Annotated in this window: 26 protein-coding genes and 2 pseudogenes; 11 read left to right on the plus strand and 17 right to left on the minus strand. The window is 44.0% G+C overall.

Features of this window, described 5'->3' with window-relative positions; translation table 11 throughout:
- Positions 1–2: 2 nt before the first annotated feature.
- The 15 genes from HMPREF1149_RS06350 to HMPREF1149_RS06420 form a co-directional block, all read right to left on the minus strand.
- Positions 3–2,399 (minus strand): primosomal protein N', encoded by a 2,397-nt coding sequence (locus HMPREF1149_RS06350; RefSeq protein WP_000951894.1) that lies wholly within the window; start codon positions 2,397–2,399, stop codon positions 3–5.
- Positions 2,400–2,464: 65 nt separating this feature from the next.
- Positions 2,465–2,779 carry a DNA-directed RNA polymerase subunit omega gene (gene rpoZ, locus HMPREF1149_RS06355; RefSeq protein WP_002874282.1) on the minus strand — a complete coding sequence of 105 codons (315 nt, stop codon included), beginning with the start codon at positions 2,777–2,779 and terminating at the stop codon, positions 2,465–2,467.
- A gap of 24 nt (positions 2,780–2,803) precedes the next feature.
- The gene (gene gmk / locus HMPREF1149_RS06360; RefSeq protein WP_000775041.1) at positions 2,804–3,430 is read right to left on the minus strand and encodes a guanylate kinase; all 627 of its coding nucleotides are present in this window, start codon (positions 3,428–3,430) and stop codon (positions 2,804–2,806) included.
- A gap of 134 nt (positions 3,431–3,564) precedes the next feature.
- Positions 3,565–5,178, minus strand: a complete 1,614-nt coding sequence (locus tag HMPREF1149_RS06365; RefSeq protein WP_000404958.1) for a ribonuclease Y — start codon at positions 5,176–5,178, stop codon at positions 3,565–3,567.
- Between the two features lie 203 nt (positions 5,179–5,381).
- A complete protein-coding gene (locus HMPREF1149_RS06370) occupies positions 5,382–6,479 on the minus strand; it encodes a nucleotidyltransferase (RefSeq protein ID WP_000587364.1) in 1,098 nt (365 codons plus the stop codon).
- 9 nt (positions 6,480–6,488) lie between these two features.
- Positions 6,489–7,229 (minus strand): class I SAM-dependent DNA methyltransferase, encoded by a 741-nt coding sequence (locus HMPREF1149_RS06375; RefSeq protein WP_009067223.1) that lies wholly within the window; start codon positions 7,227–7,229, stop codon positions 6,489–6,491.
- Between the two features lie 206 nt (positions 7,230–7,435).
- Positions 7,436–7,789, minus strand: coding sequence for a ribosome silencing factor (rsfS, locus tag HMPREF1149_RS06380; protein WP_001003030.1), 354 nt, complete (start codon positions 7,787–7,789; stop codon positions 7,436–7,438).
- Positions 7,790–7,801: 12 nt separating this feature from the next.
- Entirely contained in the window at positions 7,802–8,302 is a 501-nt protein-coding gene (locus HMPREF1149_RS06385; RefSeq protein WP_000859395.1) for a cysteine hydrolase family protein, read from the minus strand.
- On the minus strand, positions 8,303–8,896 hold the full coding sequence (yqeK, locus tag HMPREF1149_RS06390) for a bis(5'-nucleosyl)-tetraphosphatase (symmetrical) YqeK (RefSeq protein WP_000331214.1): 594 nt from the start codon (positions 8,894–8,896) through the stop codon (positions 8,303–8,305).
- On the minus strand, positions 8,896–9,525 hold the full coding sequence (locus tag HMPREF1149_RS06395) for a nicotinate-nucleotide adenylyltransferase (RefSeq protein WP_000963715.1): 630 nt from the start codon (positions 9,523–9,525) through the stop codon (positions 8,896–8,898). Before HMPREF1149_RS06395 ends, yqeK begins: the two co-directional genes overlap by 1 nt.
- Positions 9,526–9,575: 50 nt before the next feature.
- Positions 9,576–9,887 carry a ribosome assembly RNA-binding protein YhbY gene (gene yhbY, locus HMPREF1149_RS06400; protein ID WP_000060171.1) on the minus strand — a complete coding sequence of 104 codons (312 nt, stop codon included), beginning with the start codon at positions 9,885–9,887 and terminating at the stop codon, positions 9,576–9,578.
- Positions 9,888–10,100: 213 nt separating this feature from the next.
- Positions 10,101–11,207, minus strand: a complete 1,107-nt coding sequence (gene yqeH, locus HMPREF1149_RS06405; RefSeq protein ID WP_000391171.1) for a ribosome biogenesis GTPase YqeH — start codon at positions 11,205–11,207, stop codon at positions 10,101–10,103.
- A gap of 2 nt (positions 11,208–11,209) precedes the next feature.
- Positions 11,210–11,737, minus strand: coding sequence for a YqeG family HAD IIIA-type phosphatase (locus HMPREF1149_RS06410; protein WP_000963735.1), 528 nt, complete (start codon positions 11,735–11,737; stop codon positions 11,210–11,212).
- A gap of 14 nt (positions 11,738–11,751) precedes the next feature.
- On the minus strand, positions 11,752–12,660 hold the full coding sequence (locus HMPREF1149_RS06415; protein WP_000899713.1) for a magnesium transporter CorA family protein: 909 nt from the start codon (positions 12,658–12,660) through the stop codon (positions 11,752–11,754).
- 57 nt (positions 12,661–12,717) lie between these two features.
- Positions 12,718–13,278 carry a mechanosensitive ion channel family protein gene (locus HMPREF1149_RS06420; protein WP_001150575.1) on the minus strand — a complete coding sequence of 187 codons (561 nt, stop codon included), beginning with the start codon at positions 13,276–13,278 and terminating at the stop codon, positions 12,718–12,720.
- A 149-nt stretch (positions 13,279–13,427) separates the two neighbouring features.
- On the opposite strand from HMPREF1149_RS06420, the gene sstT reads away from it, so the two are divergent.
- Together sstT and HMPREF1149_RS06430 are read left to right on the plus strand one after the other, a co-directional pair.
- Entirely contained in the window at positions 13,428–14,639 is a 1,212-nt protein-coding gene (sstT, locus tag HMPREF1149_RS06425) for a serine/threonine transporter SstT (RefSeq protein ID WP_000821321.1), read from the plus strand.
- A 49-nt stretch (positions 14,640–14,688) separates the two neighbouring features.
- Positions 14,689–15,642, plus strand: a complete 954-nt coding sequence (locus HMPREF1149_RS06430; RefSeq protein WP_000060065.1) for an aromatic acid exporter family protein — start codon at positions 14,689–14,691, stop codon at positions 15,640–15,642.
- Positions 15,643–16,164: 522 nt separating this feature from the next.
- On the opposite strand, the gene HMPREF1149_RS06435 is transcribed toward HMPREF1149_RS06430, so the two are convergent.
- Together HMPREF1149_RS06435 and HMPREF1149_RS06440 are read right to left on the minus strand one after the other, a co-directional pair.
- Positions 16,165–17,709, minus strand: coding sequence for a peptide chain release factor 3 (locus tag HMPREF1149_RS06435; RefSeq protein WP_000155101.1), 1,545 nt, complete (start codon positions 17,707–17,709; stop codon positions 16,165–16,167).
- A gap of 143 nt (positions 17,710–17,852) precedes the next feature.
- Positions 17,853–18,545, minus strand: a complete 693-nt coding sequence (locus tag HMPREF1149_RS06440) for a YwaF family protein (RefSeq protein ID WP_000468949.1) — start codon at positions 18,543–18,545, stop codon at positions 17,853–17,855.
- 165 nt (positions 18,546–18,710) lie between these two features.
- On the opposite strand from HMPREF1149_RS06440, the gene gatC reads away from it, so the two are divergent.
- From gatC to efp, 9 genes and pseudogenes are all read left to right on the plus strand, one after another.
- Positions 18,711–19,013, plus strand: a complete 303-nt coding sequence (gene gatC, locus HMPREF1149_RS06445) for an Asp-tRNA(Asn)/Glu-tRNA(Gln) amidotransferase subunit GatC (RefSeq protein WP_000705412.1) — start codon at positions 18,711–18,713, stop codon at positions 19,011–19,013.
- The gene (gene gatA, locus HMPREF1149_RS06450) at positions 19,013–20,479 is read left to right on the plus strand and encodes an Asp-tRNA(Asn)/Glu-tRNA(Gln) amidotransferase subunit GatA (protein WP_000143714.1); all 1,467 of its coding nucleotides are present in this window, start codon (positions 19,013–19,015) and stop codon (positions 20,477–20,479) included. The genes gatC and gatA overlap by 1 nt, the downstream gene beginning before the upstream one ends.
- A complete protein-coding gene (gene gatB, locus HMPREF1149_RS06455; protein ID WP_001008659.1) occupies positions 20,479–21,924 on the plus strand; it encodes an Asp-tRNA(Asn)/Glu-tRNA(Gln) amidotransferase subunit GatB in 1,446 nt (481 codons plus the stop codon). The genes gatA and gatB overlap by 1 nt, the downstream gene beginning before the upstream one ends.
- Before the next feature lie 57 nt (positions 21,925–21,981).
- Positions 21,982–22,377: a hypothetical protein gene (locus tag HMPREF1149_RS0101980; RefSeq protein ID WP_001032000.1), complete on the plus strand. Its 396-nt coding sequence runs from the start codon at positions 21,982–21,984 to the stop codon at positions 22,375–22,377.
- Positions 22,378–22,458: 81 nt separating this feature from the next.
- Positions 22,459–22,590: pseudogene (locus HMPREF1149_RS11535) on the plus strand (SPFH domain-containing protein); the annotation flags it as partial.
- A pseudogene (locus tag HMPREF1149_RS06460) lies at positions 22,565–22,861 on the plus strand (glutamyl-tRNA amidotransferase); the annotation flags it as partial. The pseudogenes HMPREF1149_RS11535 and HMPREF1149_RS06460, both read left to right, overlap by 26 nt.
- A 62-nt stretch (positions 22,862–22,923) precedes the next feature.
- Positions 22,924–23,868, plus strand: a complete 945-nt coding sequence (locus tag HMPREF1149_RS0101985) for a zinc-ribbon domain-containing transport protein (RefSeq protein ID WP_000715062.1) — start codon at positions 22,924–22,926, stop codon at positions 23,866–23,868.
- An 8-nt stretch (positions 23,869–23,876) separates the two neighbouring features.
- Positions 23,877–25,004, plus strand: coding sequence for an SPFH domain-containing protein (locus HMPREF1149_RS06465; RefSeq protein WP_000505818.1), 1,128 nt, complete (start codon positions 23,877–23,879; stop codon positions 25,002–25,004).
- Between the two features lie 81 nt (positions 25,005–25,085).
- Positions 25,086–25,646 carry an elongation factor P gene (gene efp, locus HMPREF1149_RS06470; protein WP_000568640.1) on the plus strand — a complete coding sequence of 187 codons (561 nt, stop codon included), beginning with the start codon at positions 25,086–25,088 and terminating at the stop codon, positions 25,644–25,646.

The raw sequence follows: 25,646 nt of genomic DNA on the forward strand, positions 1-25,646 counted from the left end.
TCTTATAAAAATTGCTGCGGTTCGTGGTCAATGCTGAGACGAAGCTCGCTATTTTCCCGTTCTTGAGTCAAGGCCAAAACTCGATTGAGGGTTGGTCCTAGTTCATCTTCTAAACGGTATTTAATCAAAATCTGGTAATGATAAAGGTTGTGAGTACGGGCGATGGGTTTTGGCGTTGGTCCAAGGATTTTACTAGTTTCCGACAAACCTGAGCGCAAAATTCCCATGACTTCATAGGCACGTTTGACAACCTCTTCTTCTTGCTTGTGAGAGAGGGTAATCCCAATCGTGAAATAATAAGGCGGGTAGCCGAGTTGGCGTCTGATGCCCATTTCATAAGCGTAAAAACCTTCGTAATCCTGATCTTTTGCAAAACGAATGGCATAATGCTCAGGATTGTATGACTGGATCAAGACCTGCCCAGCCTTTTCTGCACGACCTGCGCGACCAGCCACCTGAGTTAAGAGCTGGAAGGTTCTCTCGGAAGAACGAAAATCTGGCAGATTCAAGGCCGTGTCCGCATTGAGAACTCCGACTAGGGTCACATTTGGAAAATCCAAGCCCTTGGCAATCATCTGAGTTCCCAACAAGATATCTGCTTCCCCACGGCCAAACTGGTCAAGAAGAGCTTGGTGACTGCCTTTCTTGCGGGTCGTATCCACATCCATCCGTAGAATGCAGGCCTGAGGAAAGAGTTCTGCCAGTTCATCATATGCTTTCTGAGTCCCTGTACCGTAGTAGCGAATGCTGCGACTCTGACAGTTGGGACAGACATGAGGAATCCCCTTAGAAAAACCACAGTAATGGCAGTTCATGGTCTTGGTATCCATGTGGAGAGTCAGAGAAATGTCACAGTTGGGACAACTATCCACCGTCCCACACTCCCGACACATAACAAAGCTAGAATAACCCCGACGGTTGAGCATGAGGACTACCTGCTCTTTTTTATCTAGGCGATCTTGGATGGCCTCTAGCAAAGGAGGCGTAAAGTTTGACGTCTCATTCTGCCCGATATAGTCACGAAAGTCAATCACTTGAACCTCAGGAATAGTGGCTAAAGGATTGGCCCGTTGGGTCAGACGTAAGTGTTGATAGACGCCTTTTCCAGCACGCGCACGACTTTCTAAACTCGGTGTCGCCGAACCAAGGACCAGAGCTGCTTGATTGTACTGGGCCCGTAAGATGGCTACCTCTCTGGCATGATAACGTGGATTGCTGTCTTGTTTGTAGCTAGCTTCATGTTCCTCATCGATAATCATGACACCCAGATTTTTCAGTGGAGCAAAGATAGCTGATCGAGCGCCAACGACAACTTGGGCATCGCCACGCTCAATCTTGCGCCATTCGTCGTACTTCTCACCATTGGATAGGCCTGAGTGGAGAATGGCTACTTTCTCACCAAATCGAGCAATGAAACGCTCCGTCATTTGTGGCGTCAGAGAAATCTCAGGAACCAGTAAAATAGCTGTCTTCCCCTTGTCCAAGGCTCCTTGGATGATCTGTAAGTACACCTCAGTTTTCCCACTTCCTGTAATTCCTTGAAGGAGGAAAGGAGGCTGTTGACTGCCAATAGCACTGACAACGGCATCACGCGCCTGTCTTTGTTCCCGATTCAATTCCAAAGGTTGGCTGACTTCAATGCCTTCAAAATAAGCGGCTGAGCGTTGCACTTCCTTTTGGACTAGGGTTAGAGCTCCTTGCTCCACAAAGAAGTTGACTTGCTCGCGTGAGTAGGACTCTAACAAACTAGCCAGAGGAGCACTCTTAGGATGAGACAGCAAATAGTCTCTGAGTTCTGCCTTTTTCTTAGCACGCGCAGAAATCTCGATCTTCTCTAGCTGAGTAGCATCAACCTCATACCAAGACTGGGTCTTAACCTTCTTTTGATCGACTGCCTGGTATTCTAAGTGGAGCAGACCTTTCCTGGTCAAGCGCATCATTTCTGCCTGTTTAGCAAGGTCTAGAGAAGAAAAGGCTAGCGAAGCTTCTGAACCAAACAAGCGCTCTTTGTCTGCCTGACTCAGACCTTCCAGAGGATAGAGAATCTTATCATAGCTGGAGTTTAAAAACCCTGGAAGCATGGCTTTTAGAATGGAGATTTTGTAAGAAAAGACGGACTTGCGTAATTCCTCAGCCAACCAGAGTTGCTCTTGAGTGAGAACAGGGGAAAAGTCCAGCACCTCTGCAATCTCTTTCAAGTCCTGATCAGCTTCTTCCTCATCTGACTGGAACTCCAAATCTAGCACAATCCCTTGGATCAAACGATTACCCTTGCCGAAGGGGACATGGACCCGCATACCAACTTCCAGCATCTCTACAAATTCTTCAGGGACCTTGTAACTGTAAGGCTGGTCCGTCTGCATCAGGGGAACATCCACGATAATCTTTGCAATAGCCATCTTCTCACCTCCTTCTTGTCAGTATATTCTTGCAATAGAAAAAATAAGATTGAGTCCCCCCAACCTTAAATTTTTTCACCATCTTCTTTTTCTTTAGCAATTTGCTCTTTGATTTTCTTTTCTTCTTCTTCTTTGCGACGTTTTTCTTCTTCGATACGGAGACGAACCGCTTCACGTTTTCCTTCTGGATCTGGGTGAATGGTTACATTTCCTGACTCGATTTCTTCCAAAGCGCGAAGAGTTGATTTTTCAGACTTAAACTCTTGAGTTGCTGGTGCACCGGCTTCTAGTTCGTGGGCGCGTTTTGCTTCCAAGATTACGAGTGAATATTTTGATGGTACCTTGTCTAGCAAGGTATCAATAGAGGGTTTTAACATCATTTGCTTGTACCTATTTCCTATAGTTTATCGAGTAGTTGGAGATTTTGGCAACATCTCCTGGTAGTGACCAATGACACGGTCCACACGGAAGTGTTCTGCTTCGATCACACGCTTGACACGTTCAGCAGCGAGGGGCACCTGATCGTTGACAATGGCATAATCATACTCACGCATGAGGGCAATTTCTTCCTTGGCTTTTTCGATTCGTTGGGCAATCACTTCAGCGCTATCTGTTCCACGACCTACCAAACGATCTTGCAATTCATCCAAATCTGGTGGCGTTAGAAAGATAAAGACAGCATCTGGAACCTTTTTCTTAACCTGAAGAGCTCCCTGCACTTCAATCTCAAGAAAGACATCGATTCCCTTGTCTAGGGTTTCATTGACATAGGTTAGCGGAGTTCCATAGTAGTTACCGACATATTCTGCATATTCCAACATCTGACCTTGACGGATCAGCTCTTCAAACTCTTCACGAGTACGGAAGAAATAATCCACTCCGTCCACTTCACCAGGACGTTGCGCACGCGTCGTCATCGATACAGAGTATTGAAATTGATTCTCAGAACTCTCAAAAATCTCTCTTCTAACCGTCCCTTTCCCAACTCCTGAAGGACCAGAAAAAACGATTAGCAAGCCTCGGTCTGCCATTATGTCTCCTTTAGTTAGTCTGTGAAATAAAGTAAAATTTCTCTCGGATACTGATGAGAACGTCAGTTATCCTTCTACAGTCTTTCTATCTAGTGTAACAAAAAAGCAGTAATTTTTCAACTGCTCTTTCTTATTTATTTAGCATAATCTACTGCACGAAGTTCGCGGATCACGGTTACCTTGATATTTCCTGGGTAATCGAGATTATTTTCAATTTTCTCACGAACTTTGTGAGCCAAGATTGTGACTTTGTCGTCTTTGATTTGTCCTGGATTAACCATGATACGAATTTCACGTCCTGCTTGAAGAGCAAAGCTATTTTGCACTCCTTCAAAGCCATTGGCGATTTCTTCCAAATCGTGGAGACGCTTGATATAGTTTTCAAGAGATTCACTACGAGCACCTGGACGCGCTGCACTCAAGGCATCTGCTGCAGCAACAATCACTGCAATGACGCTTTCGGCTTCGACATCGCCGTGGTGGCTAGCAATGGTATTCACCACAACTGGGTGTTCCTTGTACTTACGAGCCAACTCTGTACCAATCTCAACGTGGCTACCTTCAACCTCACGGTCAATGGCTTTCCCAATGTCATGAAGGAATCCAGCACGACGGGCAAGAGCTGCATTTTCACCAAGTTCACTGGCGATGATACCAGATAACTTAGCAACTTCAATCGAATGACGCAAGACATTTTGTCCATATGAAGTACGGAACTGTAAGCGTCCCATGATCTTCATCAAGTCTGGATGGAGGTTTGGCGCACCAATCTCGTAGGCAGCAGCCTCACCGTATTCACGGATTTTATTGTCAATCTCTTGACGGTTTTTCTCCACCAACTCCTCGATACGAGCTGGGTGGATACGGCCATCCTTGAGCAACATTTCCATGGTCATACGAGCAATTTCACGACGAATCGGATCAAATCCTGACAAGGTTACCACTTCTGGCGTGTCATCGATGATGACATCAACCCCTGTCAAACTTTCAAAGGTACGGATGTTTCGACCTTCGCGTCCGATAATGCGTCCCTTCATGGTATCATCTGGTAGGTGAACTGTCGAGTTTGTTGACTCTGCTACATAGTCACCAGCGATACGCTGCATAGCCTGAACCAAGATATCTTTCGCAATCTTGTCTGAACGTTCCTTCACCTCTTGCTCAGCCTCACGAATGCGGCTAGCAATTTCCTTGGTCAAGTTTTCCTCTGTCTGAGCCAAGATAATATCTCGAGCCTCAGTTTGAGAAAGGGAACCGATACGTTCAAGTTCAGCTTCTTTTTGTCTTTCGACTTCCTCTAATTGCTCTTCACGTGCATCAAGGTTTTTTGCTCTATCAGAAATACTTTGTTCTTTTTGTTCAAGTGTTTTTTCTTTGTTCGTCAAATTGTCGTCCTTACGGTCAAGGCTCGTAGCTCTCTCCGTCAAACGACTTTCAATTTGCTTGAGCTCCTGACGTTCTGACTTAAATTCAGCGTCCACTTCTTCACGGTATTTTCTGGCTTCCTCTTTGGCCTCCAATAGTGCTTCTTTTTTAAGAGACTTGCTTTCGCTCTTGGCTTCATTTAGCAATAAATCCGCTTCGCGCTCAGCTTGTCCTCGTAAATTAGTTGCTTCTTGTTCAGCATTTAGAAGCATCAACTCTGCAGCCTCTTGAGATGATTTCATCTTAGCTGAGATGCTGACATATCCAATGACTAAACCAATGATGACGGCAAAAACAGCAATCGCAAGTGTCATGATTTCCATGTTTTTACCTCATTAAATTTGTTTATCGAATGACATACATTCCTTAATATTCTATCATAAAAAAACGATTTCCACAAACCCAAATTGAAGAGTTTTGTGTGAATTTTAGAAGAAAGTTCTGAAATCGCCAAACAAACTTTCTAACACTTAAAAATGACATTTTCATTAAAACATACAATAAAAAAGCCTACCTTTCAGTAGACTTAGTTTGTTTCTATTCTAATCGGCACTCTTCCAAAATTCTGCTCTGCGATACTTGGCTGTCCTAGTTGGTAAATCTGGTCTACTTTTTGAGTCATTGCATCCCATGGTTCTTTGCCAATTCGGCTGACTAGATGGACCTGCCCTTTCAAAGACTTGAGATGTTGTCTGCCTTTTTCGGTAAAGCCAAGGACATGGATGCCTTCTGGCAAGTCGCTTTCTCTGGCTTGCACCAAAATATAAGTCAAGAGGCGTCTGACACGCGCCTTGGTATAACGCTTGGTCGCAACTGCCTCGACCAATTCGTCAACAGACTGGGCTGTTTTAATAGCATCCTTGATGCGCACAGCCATTTCTTGATTGACCTGATAGATGGTGGTAAGGTCGGGATTTGACAAAATTTGATAGCGGAGCAAGGGAAAATAATCATCCCAACTCACCTTACTCGCCTGCTCAAAGAGGGTAACAGAAGGCATAAAGCGTTCTAAGAAATCTTGGTCTGATTGATGCTGGCGGAGCGCTGTTGCCGAGGCAAAGTCCACATCCTTATCCACAGAATGATAGCCAGCTCCCTGACGTTGAATCGGATGGAGTTTGATTCTACGTCCCGCAACCACCTTGGCATAGGCCAAAGCTAGAACATGATTAGGGGTATTACCTGAAAAATCAAGACCTGCAAATTCCTTCCACATGGCCTGGGTTTTCTGGGGATAGGAAAGGGAATCAGGCAGATTTTCCACAAATTTCTCCATCTCAGTACCTCGCTCTGTGTATAAGTCAGATATTTTTTGATAATCCAGAACTTCCTCTGTCCCGAAAGCTAGAGTATCAATACCCAAGCGAGCCAAGATATCCACAGCTCCTTGACCAAAGAAATCTGCCGCCTGAACACTGACTAAAAAGGGCAATTCCACTACCAGATCCGCTCCATTTTCCAGCGCCATCTGAGCCCGTGTCCACTTGTCTACGATAGCAGGCTCTCCTCTCTGCATGAAATTCCCTGACATGGCAACGATTTTCAATCCCTCTGCTTGATCCAGCAAGTATTTGTGGCCATTATGAAAAGGATTAAACTCCGCGATAATACCTGTGATGATCATGATGTTCTCCTACTTCTGCGCGACAAAAAACCAACGGGTGCTGGTTTCTGTCGGCTCCTTGTCCTCAAAGTCCGCATAGAGTTTGAAGGACTTGAAACCAGCCTGTTCCAGCAAGATATCATAGGTCAAGACTTCATATGTACGCTCCTCATGCACTTCATCGTGGCGACTAAAGGAACCGTCCGCTTCCTTGACAAAGAAGGTCAACTCATGCACGATGGAGTGAGGAGCCGCATCCTCATAGGTATCCCAGAGCATGGCAAAATCTTCCGCATTTTCATGGTAAGAATAGCCTGGAAAAACCTCATCTGTCTGGTAGGTCGAATGCACGTCAAAGATGAATACTCCGTCTTCATTGAGGGCATTATACACTTCCTTAAACACATCTCCTACTTCGACCTCATCCTGCATGTAGCAGATTGAGTCCGAGTAACACGTAACAAAGTCGTACTTACCAGTCTTAGATAAATCCAGCATATTGCCTTCAATAAAATCAATCTTTTGCTTGGCTGAAGCCGCTCTCTTCTCCGCAATCTTCAACATATCCGCGCTCAAGTCAAGTCCTGTCACATCAAAGCCAGTTTGAGAAAAGCGGACAGACTGGATACCTGTCCCACAAGCCAGTTCCAAAAGTTTCTTTCTCTCCTTGGTCTTAGGCAAATGACGTAAAGAAAAATCCGTCCATTTATCGTATAAACTATCATCCATCACAGCATCGTAAACAGCCGCAAAGGTTTCGTAAGTTGCCATAATTAAGATACAAAGAGCGTTAAAAGCAAGGAGAAAATAGGAAACTTTCTGCTGTATCATCAGATACAAAGGAAGTTTATCTTTTTCTCGCAGCTTTTAGCTCGTGTTCAGTTTCGAGATGAACAAAACACGACGCCCTCACCTTTCTATCCATTTTTTTCTAAACTAAGCAAATAAACCCAGTTGACTGCAACTGAGTTCATCTACTAGGCCAAGGCTTCAGAAATATCTACAGAATCCGCCTCATGCCATAGTTTTTCTAGGTTATAGTGGGCACGCATTTCTTCTGAGAAGATATGCACAACGACACCACCGAGGTCTAGCAAAACCCAGCCTCCTGCTGCATCGCCTTCAACATGGCTGCCTTTAAAGCCTGCTTGAGCTACTTTTTCACGGATATTGTCAGCGATAGCGTCCAACTGACGGCTATTCATTGAGCTAGTGATGACAAAGTAGTCCGTCACACTGGTCAATTCTTGTACGTCAAGTGCGAGGATATCCTCCGCACGTTTTTCATCAGCCGCTTTCACGACTAGTTCTAGTAATTCTTTTTCGTTCATTTAGTCCTCTTTCTAGAAAATATGTTTGTAATCTAGGACATCTGCAAAGCGCCCCTCCCAAATGCCCTCATAGAATTCATTTATCGTTTCTGCTGGAATGTCATTCCCATCAAACGTTGTGCAAGTTCCTGCTGGAATAATAAGCTGATAACCATATTCAAAGGCAACCTTGACAGAGGTATCCACACAATATTCTGTCTGCATACCACATAAAACCAATTTTTCAATCCCCTGTTTATCCAAGTATTCTTTTAAACCAGTTTCTTTGAAAATACTGTTATACTTCTTCTGAAAGACCTTTTCATTAGGTTTTCGATTTAAAAGCCCAGATAACTGCCAATCTTCTGATGTTTGAGCTTCAGAATCCTCAATGTGTTGAACATAAATAATTTCGATATTCTTGCTTCTAGCCTGGTTTTGTAAATAAGAAATTTTTTCCAATAGACTATTTGTCTGAAAACCGGTTTCCACTAAAATATTCTGAACATCAATGATTATAAAAACCGTCTTCATTTAGTCCTCTTTCAAATAGTGCACAAAGGCGTTATAGGTTTCAAGGGTTTGGGGATAGATGGGGAATCCCTGATGAGCTAGATGCTCCACAGTTCTCGCTGTTTCGTAGGCCACTGCCTTATTGAGCGATAGCTCAGCAATTTCACGCGCCTGATCCACTCCAGGAAAGGCACGATTGTGTTCGATATAATCTGCGACGTAGATGACTTTATCTAGATTGGTCATCTGACCAGCTCCGACTGTATGGATTTCAATAGCTCGCAGGATTTCAGGATCATGCAAATCCAAATCTTCCCGAATCTTGTAGATGCCAACCATACCATGCCAGACATTATTGCCCCAGTTTTTGAGATCAGTGTCTAGCTGATGACAGTCAATCAAGTCTAGAAATTCCTGATCTGACAGCTTTTTAGCATAATCATGAAGAAGGCCTGCTAGACCCGCTTTCTCAGCATCGACTCCGAATCGCTTCGCTAGCTCTATGGCTGCACGCTCCACACCCAAGCAATGAGTTAAGCGTTTTGCAGGTAGAAGCTCTGCCATTTTTTCCAACAAAGCCTCTCGGGAACAGTTGATATAGTCTTGGTATGCCATCAGTAAAGCCCCTCCTTCTCGATGTAGTCTAGCACTGGCTGAGGTAGGAGAAAGTTAGGTTTCCGACCTTGGGCAATGAAGTCACGCACCATGCTAGACGAGATGTCCATGAGAGGTACATCCACCCAGATAACTGGATAGGAAGTCCCTGCCTTGTAGCGTGGGCGCTGAACTCCAACAAACTGAACCATGTCGACCAGCTCATCAATTCGGTACCATTTAGGCAGATAGTCCACCATATCCGCCCCGATAATGAAGTAATAATCCGTATCTGGATGTTGCTCTGTCAAAATCTTCATGGTGTCGTAGGTGTAGGAAATGCCCTTACGCTCTAACTCAATGGTTTCAATGTCCAGACCTTCAATCCCCTCAATCGCCAACTCAAGCATCTTGAGCCGATGGTGCTCGGGAATGGTTTCCTTTTTATCTACATGAGGTGGTTGGTATTCGGGCATAAGCAGGACCTGATCTAGTCCTAACTGTTGTCGTACTTGGTCCGCCACAACAAGATGGGCATTGTGAACAGGGTTAAAATTTCCCCCTAAAATCCCGACTTGTTTGCGTTTTTTCTCCTTGATTTCTGGCTCCAACTCTACCTTGGTAAAGGGAGTCAATAATTCGATTGCCATAGGCTCGTCTTCCTTTAATTCTCTGTAAAAACAGTTGTTTGGAGTAGGTTTTAGATTTCTTTGACTTTTTTAGAAATCTTGCGATTTTCTTTCTTGCTGGATTGCTTATACAAAATCAAGATGCGTCCGATTTTTTGGACTGTATCCACACCGATTTCTTCTTCCAAGATTTCAGCTACTTCGTGGATGTTTTCATCTGTGTTTTGCAAGAGCGTAACTTTAATCAATTCGCGTGCGTCAAGAGCTTGACGGACGCTGGTTTTGATTTGGTCGTTGAGTCCATTTTTCCCGATTTGGATGATGGGTTTGAGGGTGTGTGCCTGGCTGTTGAGGAAGGCACGTTGTTTTGATGTTAATGACATATTCTCTTTAAAAGAGTTTCTTTTTATACTTTTCTGAAGTGGTTACGGACGTCAGCAAAGTCCTTCGGACTTTCATGACTAAAATCTGAGCCTAAGGTCTCAGATTTTCCGTTGTTGGTACAATTCCTTGTACCAACTGACACCACGGCGAAAAGTATTCGTTATGGGCTCGCAGAGCTCGCCCTAATTCAGACAACTCTTTCCTTTCTGTGTTTAAATAATGGCTTTTCGTGTGATGACGGCGACGCCTTCTGGTGCCCAGACGGCGACTTTGGCGGTGCCTGTTACGCGGATCCAGCCTAGTCCTGAGATGACTAAGTCTGTCTTGTCCTTGATGGTAAAGACATGCTGGACTAGTTTTGGAAAATCTTCTTTCTCTTTGCTATTTGGTGGTGTGAGAAGAGTTCCCAGATGCTTGTCATAAAAGGCACTAGCGCTTTCAAGCTTAGTACGATGGAGTTTGAGTTCATTGTCAAAGAAAGCTGTAAATCCTTGCTTTTCTCCTGATATGAAGTCAAAGCGTCCAAGACCACCTAAAAACAGGGTTTGCTCAGGGTTAAGCTGATAGGTTTTGGGCTTGATTTCCTTTTTGGGGCTGACATACTTGAGGTTTTTAGCCGTCAAGTAGTGGGCCATCTGGTGGCGGTGGATAATCCCTGGCGTATCGTAGATATAAGATCCGTCGTCAAGCGGAATCTCAATCTTGTCCAAGGTTGTCCCCGGAAAACGCGAAGTCGTGATGACATTTTGGTCACCCGTAATTTCTTGAATAATGGCATTGATGAGGGTTGATTTTCCAACGTTGGTTACCCCAACTACGTAGACATCGCGGTCCTTACGGTAGTGCTCGATTTTGTCAATGACTTCCTTAATAGCATGCTTATTCTGAGCCGAAGTCAGGACGACATCCACAGGGCGAAGACCTTCTTCGTGGGCACGTTCCATGAGCCACTGGCTAATCTTGCCCGGTTTAACAGACTTGGGCAGGATATCTTTTTTATTTCCGACCAAGAGGACATCATTGCCCGATACAAAGCGTGGTAAGCCTGGGATGACAGAGCCATTAAAGTCAAAGATATCAATGACATTGACCACCAAGGCATCACTGTCTCCCACCTCGTGCAAGAGTTTGAGGAAATCATCGTCCGTCAACTGGACATCTGTGATTTCATTGTAATGGCGGAGACGGAAACAGCGTTGACAATAAACTTCTCCAGTCTCCAACCCTTTTTCAAGTGCCGACTGGGGCGTAAATCCAAGACCAGCCTTGTCTATCGTCTGAATGGTTGCTCCACAACCAATACAGAGAATTTCTTCCATAGTTAAATTCCTTTTTTATATGTAATCGGTCCGTACTTTTCAGTAATTTGCTTCATGACACGGCGCTCGCGAGCTCGGTTGATCTGCGTCTTGATCGAGTCGTGTTGGACCAAGGGTTTGACCAAGATCGAGCGAATACCTGCACGGTGCGCTGCTCGTATATCCGTCATGAGTTGGTCGCCGACCATGACCACTTCATTTTTCTCATAGTGAAATTCCTTCATGGCACGGTCAATCCCAAATGTGAAGGGCTTCAGAGCCCAATAAATGTAATCAATCCCAAACTTTTCAACTGCTCGTTGAACTCGTTTTTTGGTGTTATTTGAGACCACGATGATGCGGATACCCGCGTCACGGAGGTCATGTAGCCATTGCTTCATCTCTGGCGTCCCATCAGGGTTGTCCCAAGCAATGAGGGTATTGTCCAGATCGACCAAAACAGCCTTGATACCCTGCGCTTGCAGGCTTGGGACTGTCAGATCATAAACTGCTTCCACAGCAAAATCTGGCATATAATTTTCAATCGCCATTCTGGCTCCTTTTTTTAATTTCTAGCAATTTTCTTTAAACATTGAGCTAAGACTGCCCATAAAATGAGACTAGCTATCAAAATATAAATCCAAGCATTTGGTTCATCTGTAAACGGTAAGGGAACATTCATTCCGAAGAATCCTGTAATAACCGCAAGGATAGCTAGCAAGACTGAGATAATTGTCAAAGTTGTCAAATTATCATTTAGATTATTATTTAGGATGTTGTTGTAAGAGGCTGAGAGTTGTTGCAAAACTTGAGATATCAAGTCTGTCATTGAAACCAACTGATGGGCTTCAATCATAGCATCGTCAAACTGCTCTCTTTCCACCTCATTAAGATTGCGATAAAGGGCATGTCCTTGGATATGTTCCAAGAGGAGACGATTTTGTTTGGCAGCAGCAGTCAGGTAAACCATACCAGTTTCCAAGTCAGAGAGAGCAAAAAGATTTTTTTTAGTTGTTTTTTGACGAAGAAGTGCACTGATTTCATCCTTACTTTTATCCATCTCTTCAATCACTGGATAATAAGCATTGCTAATAATCTCTAAACTGGCAAAAAGAAATTTGTAGATTGAAACAACTTCATGGCTTTCAAGGTAGGATGCCATTCGTTTAATCACATAACTATTCTTGTGGTTGCTAATTGTGATCAGCCGTTGTTTTTCAACGATAAAGGTCATCGGAATCGCTTCATAATATTCTTTGTCTTTTTCTAAGTCAAGAACATTATAAATGAAGGTTACCGTTCCCGTTTCACGGTGATAGTCCATGTGGGCACGCTCATTTCTATCCAGAGCATACTCGATGGTTTCCTTGTCCAATCCATAGACATCCGAAAGGTCTTCCATGTTTTTAATCTTGTCTACATCAAGGTCTATCCACGTACAATCGTGACCTAATTTTTTCTCTACAAATAGCATACTCTCTCCTTTACCAAACTCCTTCTATTGTACCACAAATCTGCTAAAATAGCCGGCCTATTCAGTACGAGATAGATTGCTGACGACGGTGATATTACGATTGGGAACAAAGTGAAGGGCTTGATCGTCACCCCGCAGTTGCGTTGTACGGATCCCTACGCTAACGACCTTTCCAGAAACGGTAATCGGTCCATTTGTGAGAACTACTTCATCACCCACATCAAGCTGGCGTTCAAAAAGAATGAAGAAGCCATTAATGACATCGGATAGAAAGCCTTGCGCCCCCATACCAATGGCCACCCCAGCAATCCCCGCACCAGCAAGAAGGCTGGAAACTGGCAGTCCTAAAATAGACAGGATACAGTAGAGCAAAAAGAAATAAAGAATGTAATTAAAGACATTCTCCAGCAAACGAGAAATGGTCTTTTGTCTTCCCGCATCTCGATTGGAAAATTTAAGTGAAGGCTTGACAATCTTTCGGACAGTCGCATGAAGCATCTTTTTAGCTATATAAAATAGTAAAAACAAAATCAAAAGAGAAATCACCTTGGTTAAGAGATTCTCTAAAATAGTTGTTAAGTCAAGTCTATCAAAATAGCGTTGAAAAAAATCTTGCATATAAAACTCCTTTTTCCTATTATACCATAAAATCGCCCTTCTCTTTTCTTTCATAATTATTCAATTATCGGCCCTTTTTTCAAAATATCACTTGCCTCTATAGCATATTTATACTATAATTATAAACAATACATTTGAAGGAGACTGCTATGAAACGAATCATTAGAGCCTGGACCAAGGCAAGCCTCATCAAACGAATCCTTATTGGAATGATTTTTGGAGCGACATTAGGGATGCTCTTTCCAAACCTTACAGGAATTGGTCTGCTTGGAGAACTCTTTGTAGGCGGACTGAAAGCCATCGCTCCTATTTTGGTTTTTGCCCTTGTTGCCAATGCCCTTTCCCAACACCAAAAAGGACAAAACACCAATATGAAGACGGTTATTTTCCTATATTTACTTGGAACCTTTGCTGCTGCATTGGTAGCCGTTCTAGCTAGTTTCTTACTGCCTGTGCAAATCACCCTGACCAGCGCAAATACAGAAGTTGCTGCTCCTGACGGTATCGGTCAAATCCTCAGCAACCTCTTGCTCAAACTGGTGGACAATCCCTTGAATGCTATTGTTGAAGCCAACTATATCGGGATTCTCTCTTGGGCAGTCGTCTTTGGTCTGGCTATGAGAGAGGCAAGTAAACACAGTAAAGAATTGCTGAAAACCATGGCGGATGTCACCTCTAAAATTGTCGAATGGATTATCAATCTAGCTCCCTTTGGGATTTTAGGCTTGGTGTTCAAGACCATCTCTGACAAGGGCATTGCCAGTTTGGCTAACTACGGTGTCCTCCTAGGACTTTTGATTGCTACCATGGCCTTTGTTGCTCTCATCGTCAACCCACTCATCGCCTTTCTCTTTATGAGAAAAAATCCCTATCCCCTTGTTTTGAAATGCCTACGTGTCAGTGGTATTACAGCCTTTTTCACTCGTAGCTCTGCTGCCAATATCCCTGTCAATATGAAACTCTGCCAAGACTTGGGACTGAATCCTGACACCTACTCTGTCTCCATCCCGCTTGGTTCGACCATCAATATGGCTGGCGCTGCTGTTACCATAAATGTCCTGACCCTGGCTGCCGTCAACACACTCGGAATCTCGGTAGACTTTGGGACAGCATTTGTGCTCAGTTTCGTGGCTGCCATTTCTGCCTGCGGAGCCTCTGGAATCGCTGGGGGATCCCTTCTCCTCATTCCTGTCGCTTGTAGCCTCTTTGGGATTTCCAACGACTTGGCTATGCAGGTTGTCGGAGTCGGATTTGTGATTGGAGTCGTGCAAGACTCCTGCGAAACAGCCCTAAACTCTTCGACAGATGTCCTCTTTACAGCGGTTGCCGAGTATGCTACAAACCGAAAACTTCGTCCCTAGTCTCTAACTCCTCGTTAAACACTTGATTCTATTAGTTTAGGAAATTTTCATGTCCCTCACTCAACGTACGACCAAACTGGTCTTAGCGACCTGTCTCGCTTGTTTACTCGCTTATTTTTTAGATTTATCATCAGCAGTTTCAGCTGGAATCATCGCTCTCTTAAGCCTCTCCGACACACGCAGAAGCACGCTGAAATTAGCACGTAACCGCCTCTTTTCCATGCTCCTAGCGCTGGCTATCGGTGTTCTAGCCTTTCAGCTGACAGGCTTTCACATCTGGAGCCTGGGCCTCTATCTGGCTCTCTATGTCCCTCTTACTTACAAAATGGGCTGGGAAATCGGCATCACCCCTAGCAGTGTCTTGGTCAGCCATCTCTTGGTACAGGAGTCTACTTCTCCAGAGCTCTTGCTTAATGAAGTGCTCCTCTTTCTCATCGGGACAAGCTTTGCTCTATTAGTCAACCTTTATATGCCTTCTCGTGAGAAAGCCATTCAAAGCTACCACCTTCAGGTCGAAGAAAAGTTAAAAGACATCCTGCTTCGTTTTAAATACTATCTTTCAAGGGGAGACGGACGCAATCAAGCCCAACTCGTTGACCAATTAGACAAGCTCCTCGATGAAGCTCTCAAACTGGTCTACCTGGATCACTCGGACCATCTCTTTCACCAGACGGACTACCACATCCATTACTTTGAGATGAGACAGCGACAAAGTAGCATCCTGCGAAATATGGCCCAGCAGATCAATACCTGTCATCTGGCCGCAAGTGAGAGTTTGATCTTGGCCCAGCTCTTTTCTAAGATTGCTGTCCAGCTAAGTCAGACCAATCCTGCTCATGACCTACTTGATGACATCGAACGCTATCTGCAAGTCTTCCGCAATCGGAGTCTCCCGAAAACACGTGAGGAGTTTGAAACCCGTGCTACCCTCCTGCAACTACTACGCGAAGCCGAAACCTTTATCCAGGTTAAGGTCGATTTTTACCAGAAATATGGAAACTAAAACGCAAAGAACCTCAGAGAATTCACAAAAGGTGAACACTTCTGAGGTTTTTGTTTTTCTTTAATTCCAATTATCTTTACTGTACAGAGATTGGTCCAGCCTACCTTATTCTATGCAGAATTTAGAGAGTAATTAGAAAAATCTTTTGCCTAGTGGAGCGCCTAGCCAAGTTCCATAGAAACTTGGCGTTAGTTACTTAGATTGTTACACATTCAAATAAATTTACTGAACTATGACACTGGGGTTTACAAATCAATTTCATTTGTAAAACTCAGTTAGTGAGGCAGTTAGGCAGTTAGGCAGTTCAATTCCTTGCCATTACTACGAAAAAATCCACGAATCGATAATATTCGTGGATTTTTCCTAGTGAAGCGTTTAGGTAAGCCGATTTTACACTACGACACGGAGTTTGGCAAATCGATTCTATTTGCCAAACGTAGTTAGTGAGGCAGTTAGCTAGTTCGCCAAATAGCGACTAGCGTCCAACAATTAGGAACTTTAGTTCCAATTGTTGGTGCTGAGTTACATCTTTTCCTCCAACTCTACATCCGGATACTTGTCCGCAAACCAGCGGAGGGCAAAGTCATTTTCAAAGAGGAAGACTGGTTGGTCGAAACGGTCTTTAGCCAAGATATTGCGGCTTGAGGACATCCGTTCATCCAAGTCCTCAGGCTTGATCCAACGAACCGTCTTTTTACCCATTGGGCTCATGACCACTTCTGCATTGTACTCGCCTTCCATACGGTGCTTAAAGACTTCAAACTGGAGTTGTCCGACAGCTCCTAGCATATACTCACCTGTTTGGTAATTCTTATAAAGCTGAATGGCTCCTTCTTGCACCAGTTGCTCAATCCCCTTGTGGAAGGATTTTTGCTTCATGACGTTCTTAGCAGAAACTTTCATGAAAATCTCAGGGGTAAAGGTTGGCAGCGGTTCAAATTCAAACTTGTTTTTTCCAACTGTCAAAGTGTCTCCAACTTGATAAGTACCAGTATCGTAAACCCCGATGATATCACCTGCTACAGCATTGGTCACATTCTCACGACTTTCTGCCATAAACTGGGTGACATTAGAAAGCTTGGCAGTCTTCCCAGTACGAGGCAGATTGACACTCATCCCTCGCTCAAACTCACCTGATACGATACGAACAAAGGCGATACGGTCACGGTGACGAGGGTCCATGTTGGCTTGGATTTTAAAGACAAATCCTGAGAAATCCTTGTCATAAGGATCCACAATTTCGCCATCTGTTTTCTTGTGGCCATGTGGTTCTGGAGCAAACTTAAGGAAGGTCTCAAGGAAGGTCTGCACCCCAAAGTTAGTGAGGGCTGAACCAAAGAAGACAGGCGTCAATTCTCCAGCAAGGATAGCTTCTTCTGAAAATTCATTTCCTGCTTCTTGCAACAGTTCGATATCGTCCTTAACCTGAGCGTAGAAAGGATTGCTGCCAAAGAGTTTGTCCCCATCTTCTAGACTGGCAAAACGTTCATCCCCTTTATAGAGCTCCAAGCGTTGGTTATAGAGGTCATACAAGCCTTCAAAGGCTTTCCCCATCCCGATTGGCCAGTTCATTGGGTAGCTCGCAATGCCAAGGACTTCTTCTAGTTCTTGCAAGAGGTCCAGTGGCTCACGGCCGTCACGGTCCAGCTTGTTCATAAAGGTAAAGACTGGAATGCCACGGTGCTTCACAACCTCAAACAATTTCTTGGTTTGGGCCTCGATACCCTTGGCAGAGTCCACGACCATGACCGCAGCATCCACCGCCATCAAGGTACGATAGGTATCTTCTGAGAAGTCCTCGTGCCCTGGTGTGTCGAGGATGTTCACGCGCTTGCCGTCGTAGTCAAACTGCATAACAGATGACGTGACCGAAATCCCACGTTGTTTCTCGATATCCATCCAGTCAGACTTAGCAAAAGTCCCTGTTTTCTTCCCCTTTACCGTACCAGCCTCACGAATCTCACCTCCAAAGTAGAGCAACTGCTCAGTGATGGTTGTTTTCCCGGCGTCCGGGTGGGAGATGATGGCAAAGGTACGGCGTTTCTTGATTTCTTCTTGAATAGTCATAAGTTCTCTTTCTTTGATTTTCTATTTTTAGTTGTTTCAGTAGCTAAGAATGATGTTTACATTGGATTTTACCATCCCTTTCAACTCTCCATTATATCGGATTTTGGGGAGTTTTTCAATTGCTCATCTGATGAAAAGGCAAGCTAGAGCACAGATTGCGCCTGATTTCTCTTTTTCCACCGTTTCTTGAACAAGATATCAAAGAGAACCAGAGCCAGTGAAAGGATGACCGACACAAGGAGGTACTTTATCCATAGAGGAGCATTCGAGATAAACGGGGTATCTCTTAAGAGACCATAATTTCCACCCGTCACCTGATTAACCCCAACTAGAAAGAGGTTGAGAATAAAGGTATAGGCTACAATCATATATTTCTTAAGCAAGGTCTTATCATAGTGATTCATCAAGTAAACTAAGGAATTCACTAGAAGGGCATAGTGCCCAATCAAAAATGAAAAACTGGTGATATGGGGGAAATCATAGGGATCAAAAACAGGGTAAACCAAAGCAAAGACCGCCCCACTTGCTCCTAAGAGGGCAAAATATTGCTTGCTCAGCCATTTATCTGGCAAGAAAACTACCGCAAACATAGCCAAACGGCAATGGTAAAATGGAAGGCTATTAGAAAATGGAATCCCAAAGCCAACATACCAGCTATATAGGGCTAGCAACTGGAGGATCTGAATCCCCTTAAACAAGCGAACAAATTTCGGATTATTGTGATAAGCAAGTGCTCCATAAATACAAAGCACTAATAGGATCATCATAATCCCATACCAAAAGAGGGAAATGGGAGGAGGAACCGTCTGAGATCTGGTGATAAATTGATGGAACATATTTCTATCCTAACTCTTATTTTTTCTATTCTCTAGTTTAACCATTATAGCGAATTAAAAGCGATTTTTCAATTTCTATTTCTTTTCAGTTTGGCTCCCTTATTTATAGGAAAATATGGTAAAATAGAACAGACTAAAAATCATCATTTCACGAAAGGATGCAAGATGAAAATTACGCAAGAAGAGGTAACACACGTTGCCAATCTTTCAAAATTAAAATTCTCTGAAGAAGAAACTGCTGCCTTTGCGACAACCTTGTCTAAGATTGTAGATATGGTTGAATTGCTGGGCGAAGTCGACACAACTGGTGTCGCACCTACTACAACCATGGCTGACCGCAAGACCGTACTCCGCCCTGATGTGGCCGAAGAAGGAACAGACCGTGACCGCTTGTTTAAAAACGTACCTGAAAAAGAAAACTACTATATCAAGGTGCCAGCTATCCTAGATGATGGAGGAGATGCCTAATGACTTTTAATAACAAAACGATTGAAGACTTGCACAACCTCCTTGTATCTAAGGAGATTTCAGCTACTGAATTGACACAAGCCACGCTTGAAGATATCAAGTCTCGCGAGACAGCTATCAACGCTTTTGTCACTATCGCTGAAGAGCAAGCCCTTACTCAAGCCAAAGCCATTGACCAAGCTGGAATCGACGCCGACAATGTCCTTTCAGGAATTCCACTGGCTGTTAAGGATAATATTTCTACTGACGGCATCCTCACAACTGCTGCCTCAAAAATGCTCTACAACTACGAGCCAATCTTTGATGCGACAGCCGTTGCCAATGCCAAAGCTAAGGGTATGATTGTTGTCGGAAAAACCAACATGGACGAGTTTGCCATGGGTGGATCAGGTGAAACTTCTTACTACGGTGCCACTAAAAATGCTTGGGACCACAGCAAGGTTCCCGGTGGTTCATCAAGCGGTTCTGCCGCAGCTGTAGCTTCTGGGCAAGTCCGCTTGTCACTTGGTTCTGATACGGGTGGTTCCATCCGCCAACCTGCTGCCTTCAACGGGATCGTTGGTCTCAAACCAACCTACGGAACGGTTTCACGTTTCGGTCTCATTGCCTTCGGTAGCTCATTAGACCAGATTGGACCTTTTGCACCAACTGTTAAAGAAAATGCCCTCTTGCTCAATGCGATTGCCAGCGAAGATGCTAAAGACTCTACTTCTGCTCCTGTCCGCATTGCCGACTTTACTTCAAAAATTGGTCAAGACATCAAGGGAATGAAAATTGCTTTGCCTAAGGAATACCTTGGTGAAGGGATTGACCCAGAGGTTAAGGAAACCATTCTGAATGCCGCTAAACACTTTGAAAAACTTGGTGCCATCGTCGAAGAAGTGAGTCTTCCTCACTCTAAATACGGTGTTGCCGTTTACTACATCATCGCTTCATCAGAAGCCTCCTCAAACTTGCAACGCTTTGACGGTATCCGTTATGGCTACCGCGCAGAAGATGCAAGCAACCTTGATGAAATCTATGTAAACAGCCGTAGCCAAGGTTTCGGTGAAGAAGTGAAACGCCGTATCATGCTAGGTACTTTCAGCCTTTCATCAGGTTACTACGATGCCTACTATAAGAAAGCTGGTCAAGTCCGTACCCTTATCATTCAAGATTTCGAAAACGTCTTTGCGGATTACGACTTGATTTTGGGACCAACTGCACCAAGCGTTGCCTATGATTTGGACTCACTCAACCACGACCCAGTTGCCATGTACTTAGCTGACCTCTTGACCATCCCAGTCAACTTAGCTGGTCTTCCAGGAATTTCGATTCCTGCTGGATTTGCTCAAGGTCTCCCAGTCGGTCTCCAATTGATTGGTCCTAAATACTCTGAGGAAACCATTTACCAAGCTGCTGCTGCTTTTGAAGCAACAACAGACTACCACAAACAACAACCCGTGATTTTTGGAGGTGACAACTAATGAACTTTGAAACAGTCATTGGACTTGAAGTCCACGTAGAGCTCAACACCAATTCAAAAATCTTCTCACCTACTTCTGCCCACTTTGGAAACGACCAAAATGCCAACACCAACGTGATTGACTGGTCTTTCCCGGGAGTTCTGCCAGTTCTCAATAAAGGTGTTGTCGATGCCGGTATCAAGGCTGCTCTTGCCCTTAACATGGACATCCACAAAAAGATGCACTTTGACCGCAAAAACTACTTCTATCCTGATAATCCAAAAGCCTACCAAATTTCTCAGTTTGATGAGCCAATCGGCTACAACGGCTGGATTGAAGTAGAACTAGAAGACGGTACGACTAAGAAAATCGGTATCGAACGTGCTCACCTAGAAGAAGATGCTGGTAAGAACACCCACGGTACAGATGGCTACTCTTATGTTGACCTCAATCGTCAAGGGGTGCCATTGATTGAGATTGTATCTGAAGCCGACATGCGTTCTCCTGAAGAAGCCTATGCTTATCTGACTGCCCTCAAGGAAGTTATCCAGTACGCTGGCATTTCTGACGTTAAGATGGAAGAAGGTTCCATGCGCGTGGATGCCAACATCTCCCTTCGTCCTTATGGTCAAGAGAAATTCGGTACCAAGACTGAGTTGAAGAACTTGAATTCCTTCTCAAATGTTCGCAAGGGTCTTGAATACGAAGTCCAACGTCAAGCCGAAATCCTTCGCTCAGGTGGTCAAATCCGCCAAGAAACACGCCGTTACGATGAAGCTAACAAGGCAACCATCCTCATGCGTGTCAAAGAAGGTGCTGCAGACTACCGCTACTTCCCAGAACCAGACCTACCACTCTTTGAAATCTCAGATGAGTGGATTGAGGAAATGCGCACTGAATTGCCAGAGTTTCCAAAAGAACGCCGTGCGCGCTACGTATCTGATCTTGGCTTGTCAGACTACGATGCTAGCCAGTTGACGGCAAACAAAGTCACTTCTGACTTCTTTGAAAAAGCTGTTGCCCTCGGTGGCGATGCCAAACAAGTCTCTAACTGGCTCCAAGGTGAAGTTGCTCAGTTCTTGAACGCCGAAGGTAAGACACTGGAACAAATCGAATTGACACCAGAAAACTTAGTAGAAATGATTTCCATCATCGAAGATGGTACTATCTCTTCTAAGATTGCCAAGAAAGTCTTTGTCCACCTGGCTAAAAATGGCGGTGGCGCGCGTGAATACGTGGAAAAAGCAGGCTTGGTACAAATCTCTGATCCAGATGTTCTGATTCCAATCATCCACCAAGTCTTCGCAGATAATGAAGCAGCCGTTGCCGACTTCAAGTCAGGCAAACGTAACGCAGACAAGGCCTTCACAGGATTCCTCATGAAAGCAACCAAAGGCCAAGCCAACCCACAAGTTGCCCTTAAACTCCTGGCACAAGAATTGGCGAAGTTGAAAGAAAGTGAGTAATTTACTCTTTATACACTTTTTTCTACTTTTAAGACGAGAATGAGACAAGGAGAATAAATGAACAAATTTTTACGATTGCTATTTGTCTTAGTCATCATCGCTATGTTAGGTGCTTCTATACTACAAATTTTCTTTCCATCGTACATGGGAAGCCACTCCGGGTACGGAATATCTGCTGGTTGGCAACGAGAAATTGGAATATGGAATTTAGCTGTATTGATTATTATTCTCGCTGTCAATATTAAATACGATTGGTTCTATCTACGAATCGCACTTCTTGCTCTCATTATTGGCGGAATTGGAATAGGAACAAATCACTTACTCAATTATATGGAGTATCACTCTCCTGTAAATGCTATCGGTGCTTTTGAAAATTACTTGCTAGCAATAGGATGGATTGTGGGATGGCTCATCGAACGCCATTCCATAAAGAAGCTAAATGCTAGTAAATAACGCCTAGTATATCTTAGATGATTTTTAAAGGTTATTAAATAGTTTAATAATCATTCGAATTCAGAATTCTACCTTTTCAATAGCCTCAATGACAATCAAGACACCTTTAACGAACTCGCTAAACAAGAGGTCAACAAGGTTTGGACAGGTCTCTACGGGATTGAAGCAACCAATATCCTTCTTAAAGACCTCAGCTACTACCAAGAAAGTCTTTGTCCACCTAGCTAAAAATGGCGGTGGCGCGCGTGAATACGTGGAAAAAGCAGGCTTGGTGCAAATCTCTGATCCAGATGTTCTGATTCCAATCATCCACCAAGTCTTTGCGGATAACGAAGCTGCCGTTGCCGACTTCAAGTCAGGCAAACGCAACGCAGATAAGGCCTTCACAGGCTTCCTCATGAAGGCAACCAAAGGACAAGCCAACCCACAAGTTGCCCTTAAACTGCTTGCACAAGAGTTGGCGAAGTTGAAAGAAAGTGAGTAATTCGCTAGTAGCCACCCAGTAGTCTAGACAGCTACCTTTCCAATCATATAGTTAGGAGACACATGAAAAAGTTTTACGCTCTTTTAATGACCTGTTTATTACTTGTTTTTCTATCCGTGCCTCAAATCGTTGATGCGGGTGTAGGACATTCCAGAAGTGGAGGGAGCAGCCGCAGTAGCTCCCGCTCAAGTGGAGGTGGAAGTCGTTCTGGCGGCTCATCCTACCACTACTACCGCTCTGGATACGGCTCATCCTCTGACAGTTCTAATAGCTCTCCCGATCTAGGATTTATGTTCATATTAATCGGAGGAATCATACTAGTTGTTATCGTCAAATCCTTGCAGAATAAGTCTGGAGATTCGAGTTCAACCTACACTAGTAATGATTCTCAAACGCTCCATCGTCGAGTTGAACACAACACACTGGCCATTAGCCGTGTGAAATACGGAGATCCGAACTTTGACGCGGAAGCCTTCACATCTTGGGTTAAGGAAGTCTACCTTAAATTGCAGGTTGCTTGGACTGAAAAAAATTGGAACTCTGTCCGCGCTTTGGAAAGTACCAGTCTCTACTCTCAACATAGTACCCAACTTGAGGACCATATTCGAGCTAAAACAACTAATGTTTTAGAGAAAGTTTGTATCGAAAATGTTCGCATCAAGGAGTTCATTGAAAATCCTGACGGAAACGATACCTTAGTGGTGATCCTGTCATCTACCTTGCGGGACTATGTCATTGACGATGAGACTCGCCGTGTCCTTGAAGGAGACCCTAAAAAAGATCTCTTCACCGTGTATCAATTGAACTTTATCCGTCAACACGGTAGCCAAACCCAAGCAGTCAATCCAGACCAAGTTGTGAGCGACCACTGTCCAAACTGTGGCGCCCCATTGAAAATCTCTGCAGTTAGCGAGTGCGACTACTGTGGTGCCAATCTCTCTCGCAGTCCAAACCAATGGGTACTGGATACCTATGATGTTGTGGATGAAGACGAGCTTTATAATTAGGAGGAATTATGGGATTTATACGTGCAGCCTTATCAGCAGGCTTAAATAGTTTTAATGATAGTAAATTCAAGGAAGCCATTGTCCTTCCAGATAATGTCTCTGGCGACGCCTTGGCCGTCAAGGGGCAATTACTCACTAAAGACCCAGATGGACGTTCTCGTCACAGCAATCAAAATACAGGCCTCTTGTCAGATGGCAGTGTGGTTATCGTTCCTCAAGGTTATACCGCTGTTTTGGTAAACAACGGTACCTTCCTTGGTGAGGTCCTCGAAGCTGGTAGCCACGAATGGCAAGCTGGTGATAACGCCTGGCTCCTTGAAAAAGGTGGTTTAAAAGGCACTTGGGAAAACTTTAAAAACCGTTTCTCTTTTGGTGGACAAATCATCACCCAGCAGGAAATTATCTTTATCCGCATGCAACCTATTGCAGGTAATAAGTTCGGCACACAAAATGCGGTCGAATACTTCAGCGAACGTTACCAACAACTGCTCAACATCCGTTTCTATGGCTTGTTTGATGTAAAAATAGCAGATCCAGTTCTCTTCTATGTGAGCTCTGTTAGCCACCAAATTACTGACGGACAGCCATTTACTCTCCAAGATGTAGCTCAAGGAACGCTCCGTCAAAATATCGCACCGAAAATCGCAATCGCCATTGCCAAATACACCAACGAAAATAAGGTTGATATCTATAGCCTTAATGCCAACCAAGACACCTTTAACGAACTCGCTAAACAAGAGGTCAACAAGGTTTGGACAGGTCTCTACGGAATTGAAGCAACTAACATCTTGCTTGAAGACCTCAGCTACGACCAAGAAAGTCTTGATATCGTTCGTAAGCTTGATAGTGAGCTCGTGGCAATGAAGTACAACACGATTGAAATTGAAGAACGCCGTGCTCGCAACGAAGCGCTCATTGCTGCAGCTGCCAATGAAGGGAATGGCAATGGGATGAACATGTTTATGGGCATGAATCTTGGCCAAACTCTCGGTGGTCAACTAAGCCAACAAGTTCAAAATCAAGCACCTGCTCAAAACACTGGGCAAACTGCCAGCAAGAATTTTTACATCGAAGTCGACGGAAAATACGTCCTCGTTACCAAAGACGAAGATGGAAATATCGTACCAGTCAACTAATTAAGCTCCTTTTGACATTTGAGTAATGTTGTCTTTTATGGTACAATAAAGAGTAAATTATTTTATTAAAGAGGTAAAAACATGATTGAAGCAAGCAAATTGAAAGCTGGTATGACATTTGAAACTGCAGACGGAAAATTGATCCGCGTTTTGGAAGCTAGCCACCACAAACCAGGTAAAGGAAACACGATCATGCGTATGAAATTGCGTGATGTCCGTACTGGTTCTACATTTGACACAAGCTACCGTCCAGAGGAAAAATTTGAACAAGCTATCATCGAGACTGTCCCAGCTCAATACTTGTACAAAATGGATGACACAGCCTACTTCATGAACACAGAAACTTACGACCAGTACGAAATCCCTGTAGTCAATGTTGAAAACGAATTGCTTTACATCCTTGAAAACTCTGATGTGAAGATCCAATTCTACGGAACTGAAGTGATTGGTGTTACCGTTCCTACTACTGTTGAATTGACAGTTGCAGAAACTCAACCATCTATCAAAGGTGCTACTGTTACAGGTTCTGGTAAGCCAGCAACGATGGAAACTGGACTTGTCGTCAACGTTCCAGACTTCATCGAAGCAGGACAAAAACTCGTTATCAACACTGCAGAAGGAACTTACGTTTCTCGTGCCTAA

It is taken from the genome of Streptococcus sp. BS35b (genome assembly GCF_000286475.1).
Taxonomy (GTDB): Bacteria; Bacillota; Bacilli; order Lactobacillales; family Streptococcaceae; genus Streptococcus; species Streptococcus oralis_W.

Bases quoted from the DNA above. Each gene is read 5' to 3' on its own strand.
- gatA (WP_000143714.1), top strand. From the start codon at position 19,013: ATGACTTTTAATAACAAAACGATTGAAGACTTGCACAACCTCCTTGTA.
- HMPREF1149_RS06370 (WP_000587364.1), bottom strand. From the start codon at position 6,479: ATGATCATCACAGGTATTATCGCGGAGTTTAATCCTTTTCATAATGGC.
- HMPREF1149_RS06465 (WP_000505818.1), top strand. From the start codon at position 23,877: ATGGGATTTATACGTGCAGCCTTATCAGCAGGCTTAAATAGTTTTAAT.
- HMPREF1149_RS06375 (WP_009067223.1), bottom strand. From the start codon at position 7,229: ATGGCAACTTACGAAACCTTTGCGGCTGTTTACGATGCTGTGATGGAT.
- HMPREF1149_RS06395 (WP_000963715.1), bottom strand. From the start codon at position 9,525: ATGGCAATCGAATTATTGACTCCCTTTACCAAGGTAGAGTTGGAGCCA.
- HMPREF1149_RS06430 (WP_000060065.1), top strand. From the start codon at position 14,689: ATGTCCCTCACTCAACGTACGACCAAACTGGTCTTAGCGACCTGTCTC.
- HMPREF1149_RS06415 (WP_000899713.1), bottom strand. From the start codon at position 12,660: ATGCTATTTGTAGAGAAAAAATTAGGTCACGATTGTACGTGGATAGAC.
- HMPREF1149_RS06435 (WP_000155101.1), bottom strand. From the start codon at position 17,709: ATGACTATTCAAGAAGAAATCAAGAAACGCCGTACCTTTGCCATCATC.
- HMPREF1149_RS06350 (WP_000951894.1), bottom strand. From the start codon at position 2,399: ATGGCTATTGCAAAGATTATCGTGGATGTTCCCCTGATGCAGACGGAC.
- sstT (WP_000821321.1), top strand. From the start codon at position 13,428: ATGAAACGAATCATTAGAGCCTGGACCAAGGCAAGCCTCATCAAACGA.
- HMPREF1149_RS0101985 (WP_000715062.1), top strand. From the start codon at position 22,924: ATGAAAAAGTTTTACGCTCTTTTAATGACCTGTTTATTACTTGTTTTT.
- HMPREF1149_RS06365 (WP_000404958.1), bottom strand. From the start codon at position 5,178: ATGGAAATCATGACACTTGCGATTGCTGTTTTTGCCGTCATCATTGGT.
- HMPREF1149_RS06410 (WP_000963735.1), bottom strand. From the start codon at position 11,737: ATGGCGATTGAAAATTATATGCCAGATTTTGCTGTGGAAGCAGTTTAT.
- HMPREF1149_RS0101980 (WP_001032000.1), top strand. From the start codon at position 21,982: ATGAACAAATTTTTACGATTGCTATTTGTCTTAGTCATCATCGCTATG.
- yqeK (WP_000331214.1), bottom strand. From the start codon at position 8,896: ATGGCATACCAAGACTATATCAACTGTTCCCGAGAGGCTTTGTTGGAA.
- HMPREF1149_RS06420 (WP_001150575.1), bottom strand. From the start codon at position 13,278: ATGCAAGATTTTTTTCAACGCTATTTTGATAGACTTGACTTAACAACT.
- yqeH (WP_000391171.1), bottom strand. From the start codon at position 11,207: ATGGAAGAAATTCTCTGTATTGGTTGTGGAGCAACCATTCAGACGATA.
- gatC (WP_000705412.1), top strand. From the start codon at position 18,711: ATGAAAATTACGCAAGAAGAGGTAACACACGTTGCCAATCTTTCAAAA.
- gatB (WP_001008659.1), top strand. From the start codon at position 20,479: ATGAACTTTGAAACAGTCATTGGACTTGAAGTCCACGTAGAGCTCAAC.
- yhbY (WP_000060171.1), bottom strand. From the start codon at position 9,887: ATGTCATTAACATCAAAACAACGTGCCTTCCTCAACAGCCAGGCACAC.
- HMPREF1149_RS06385 (WP_000859395.1), bottom strand. From the start codon at position 8,302: ATGAAGACGGTTTTTATAATCATTGATGTTCAGAATATTTTAGTGGAA.
- rsfS (WP_001003030.1), bottom strand. From the start codon at position 7,789: ATGAACGAAAAAGAATTACTAGAACTAGTCGTGAAAGCGGCTGATGAA.
- efp (WP_000568640.1), top strand. From the start codon at position 25,086: ATGATTGAAGCAAGCAAATTGAAAGCTGGTATGACATTTGAAACTGCA.
- gmk (WP_000775041.1), bottom strand. From the start codon at position 3,430: ATGGCAGACCGAGGCTTGCTAATCGTTTTTTCTGGTCCTTCAGGAGTT.
- rpoZ (WP_002874282.1), bottom strand. From the start codon at position 2,779: ATGATGTTAAAACCCTCTATTGATACCTTGCTAGACAAGGTACCATCA.
- HMPREF1149_RS06440 (WP_000468949.1), bottom strand. From the start codon at position 18,545: ATGTTCCATCAATTTATCACCAGATCTCAGACGGTTCCTCCTCCCATT.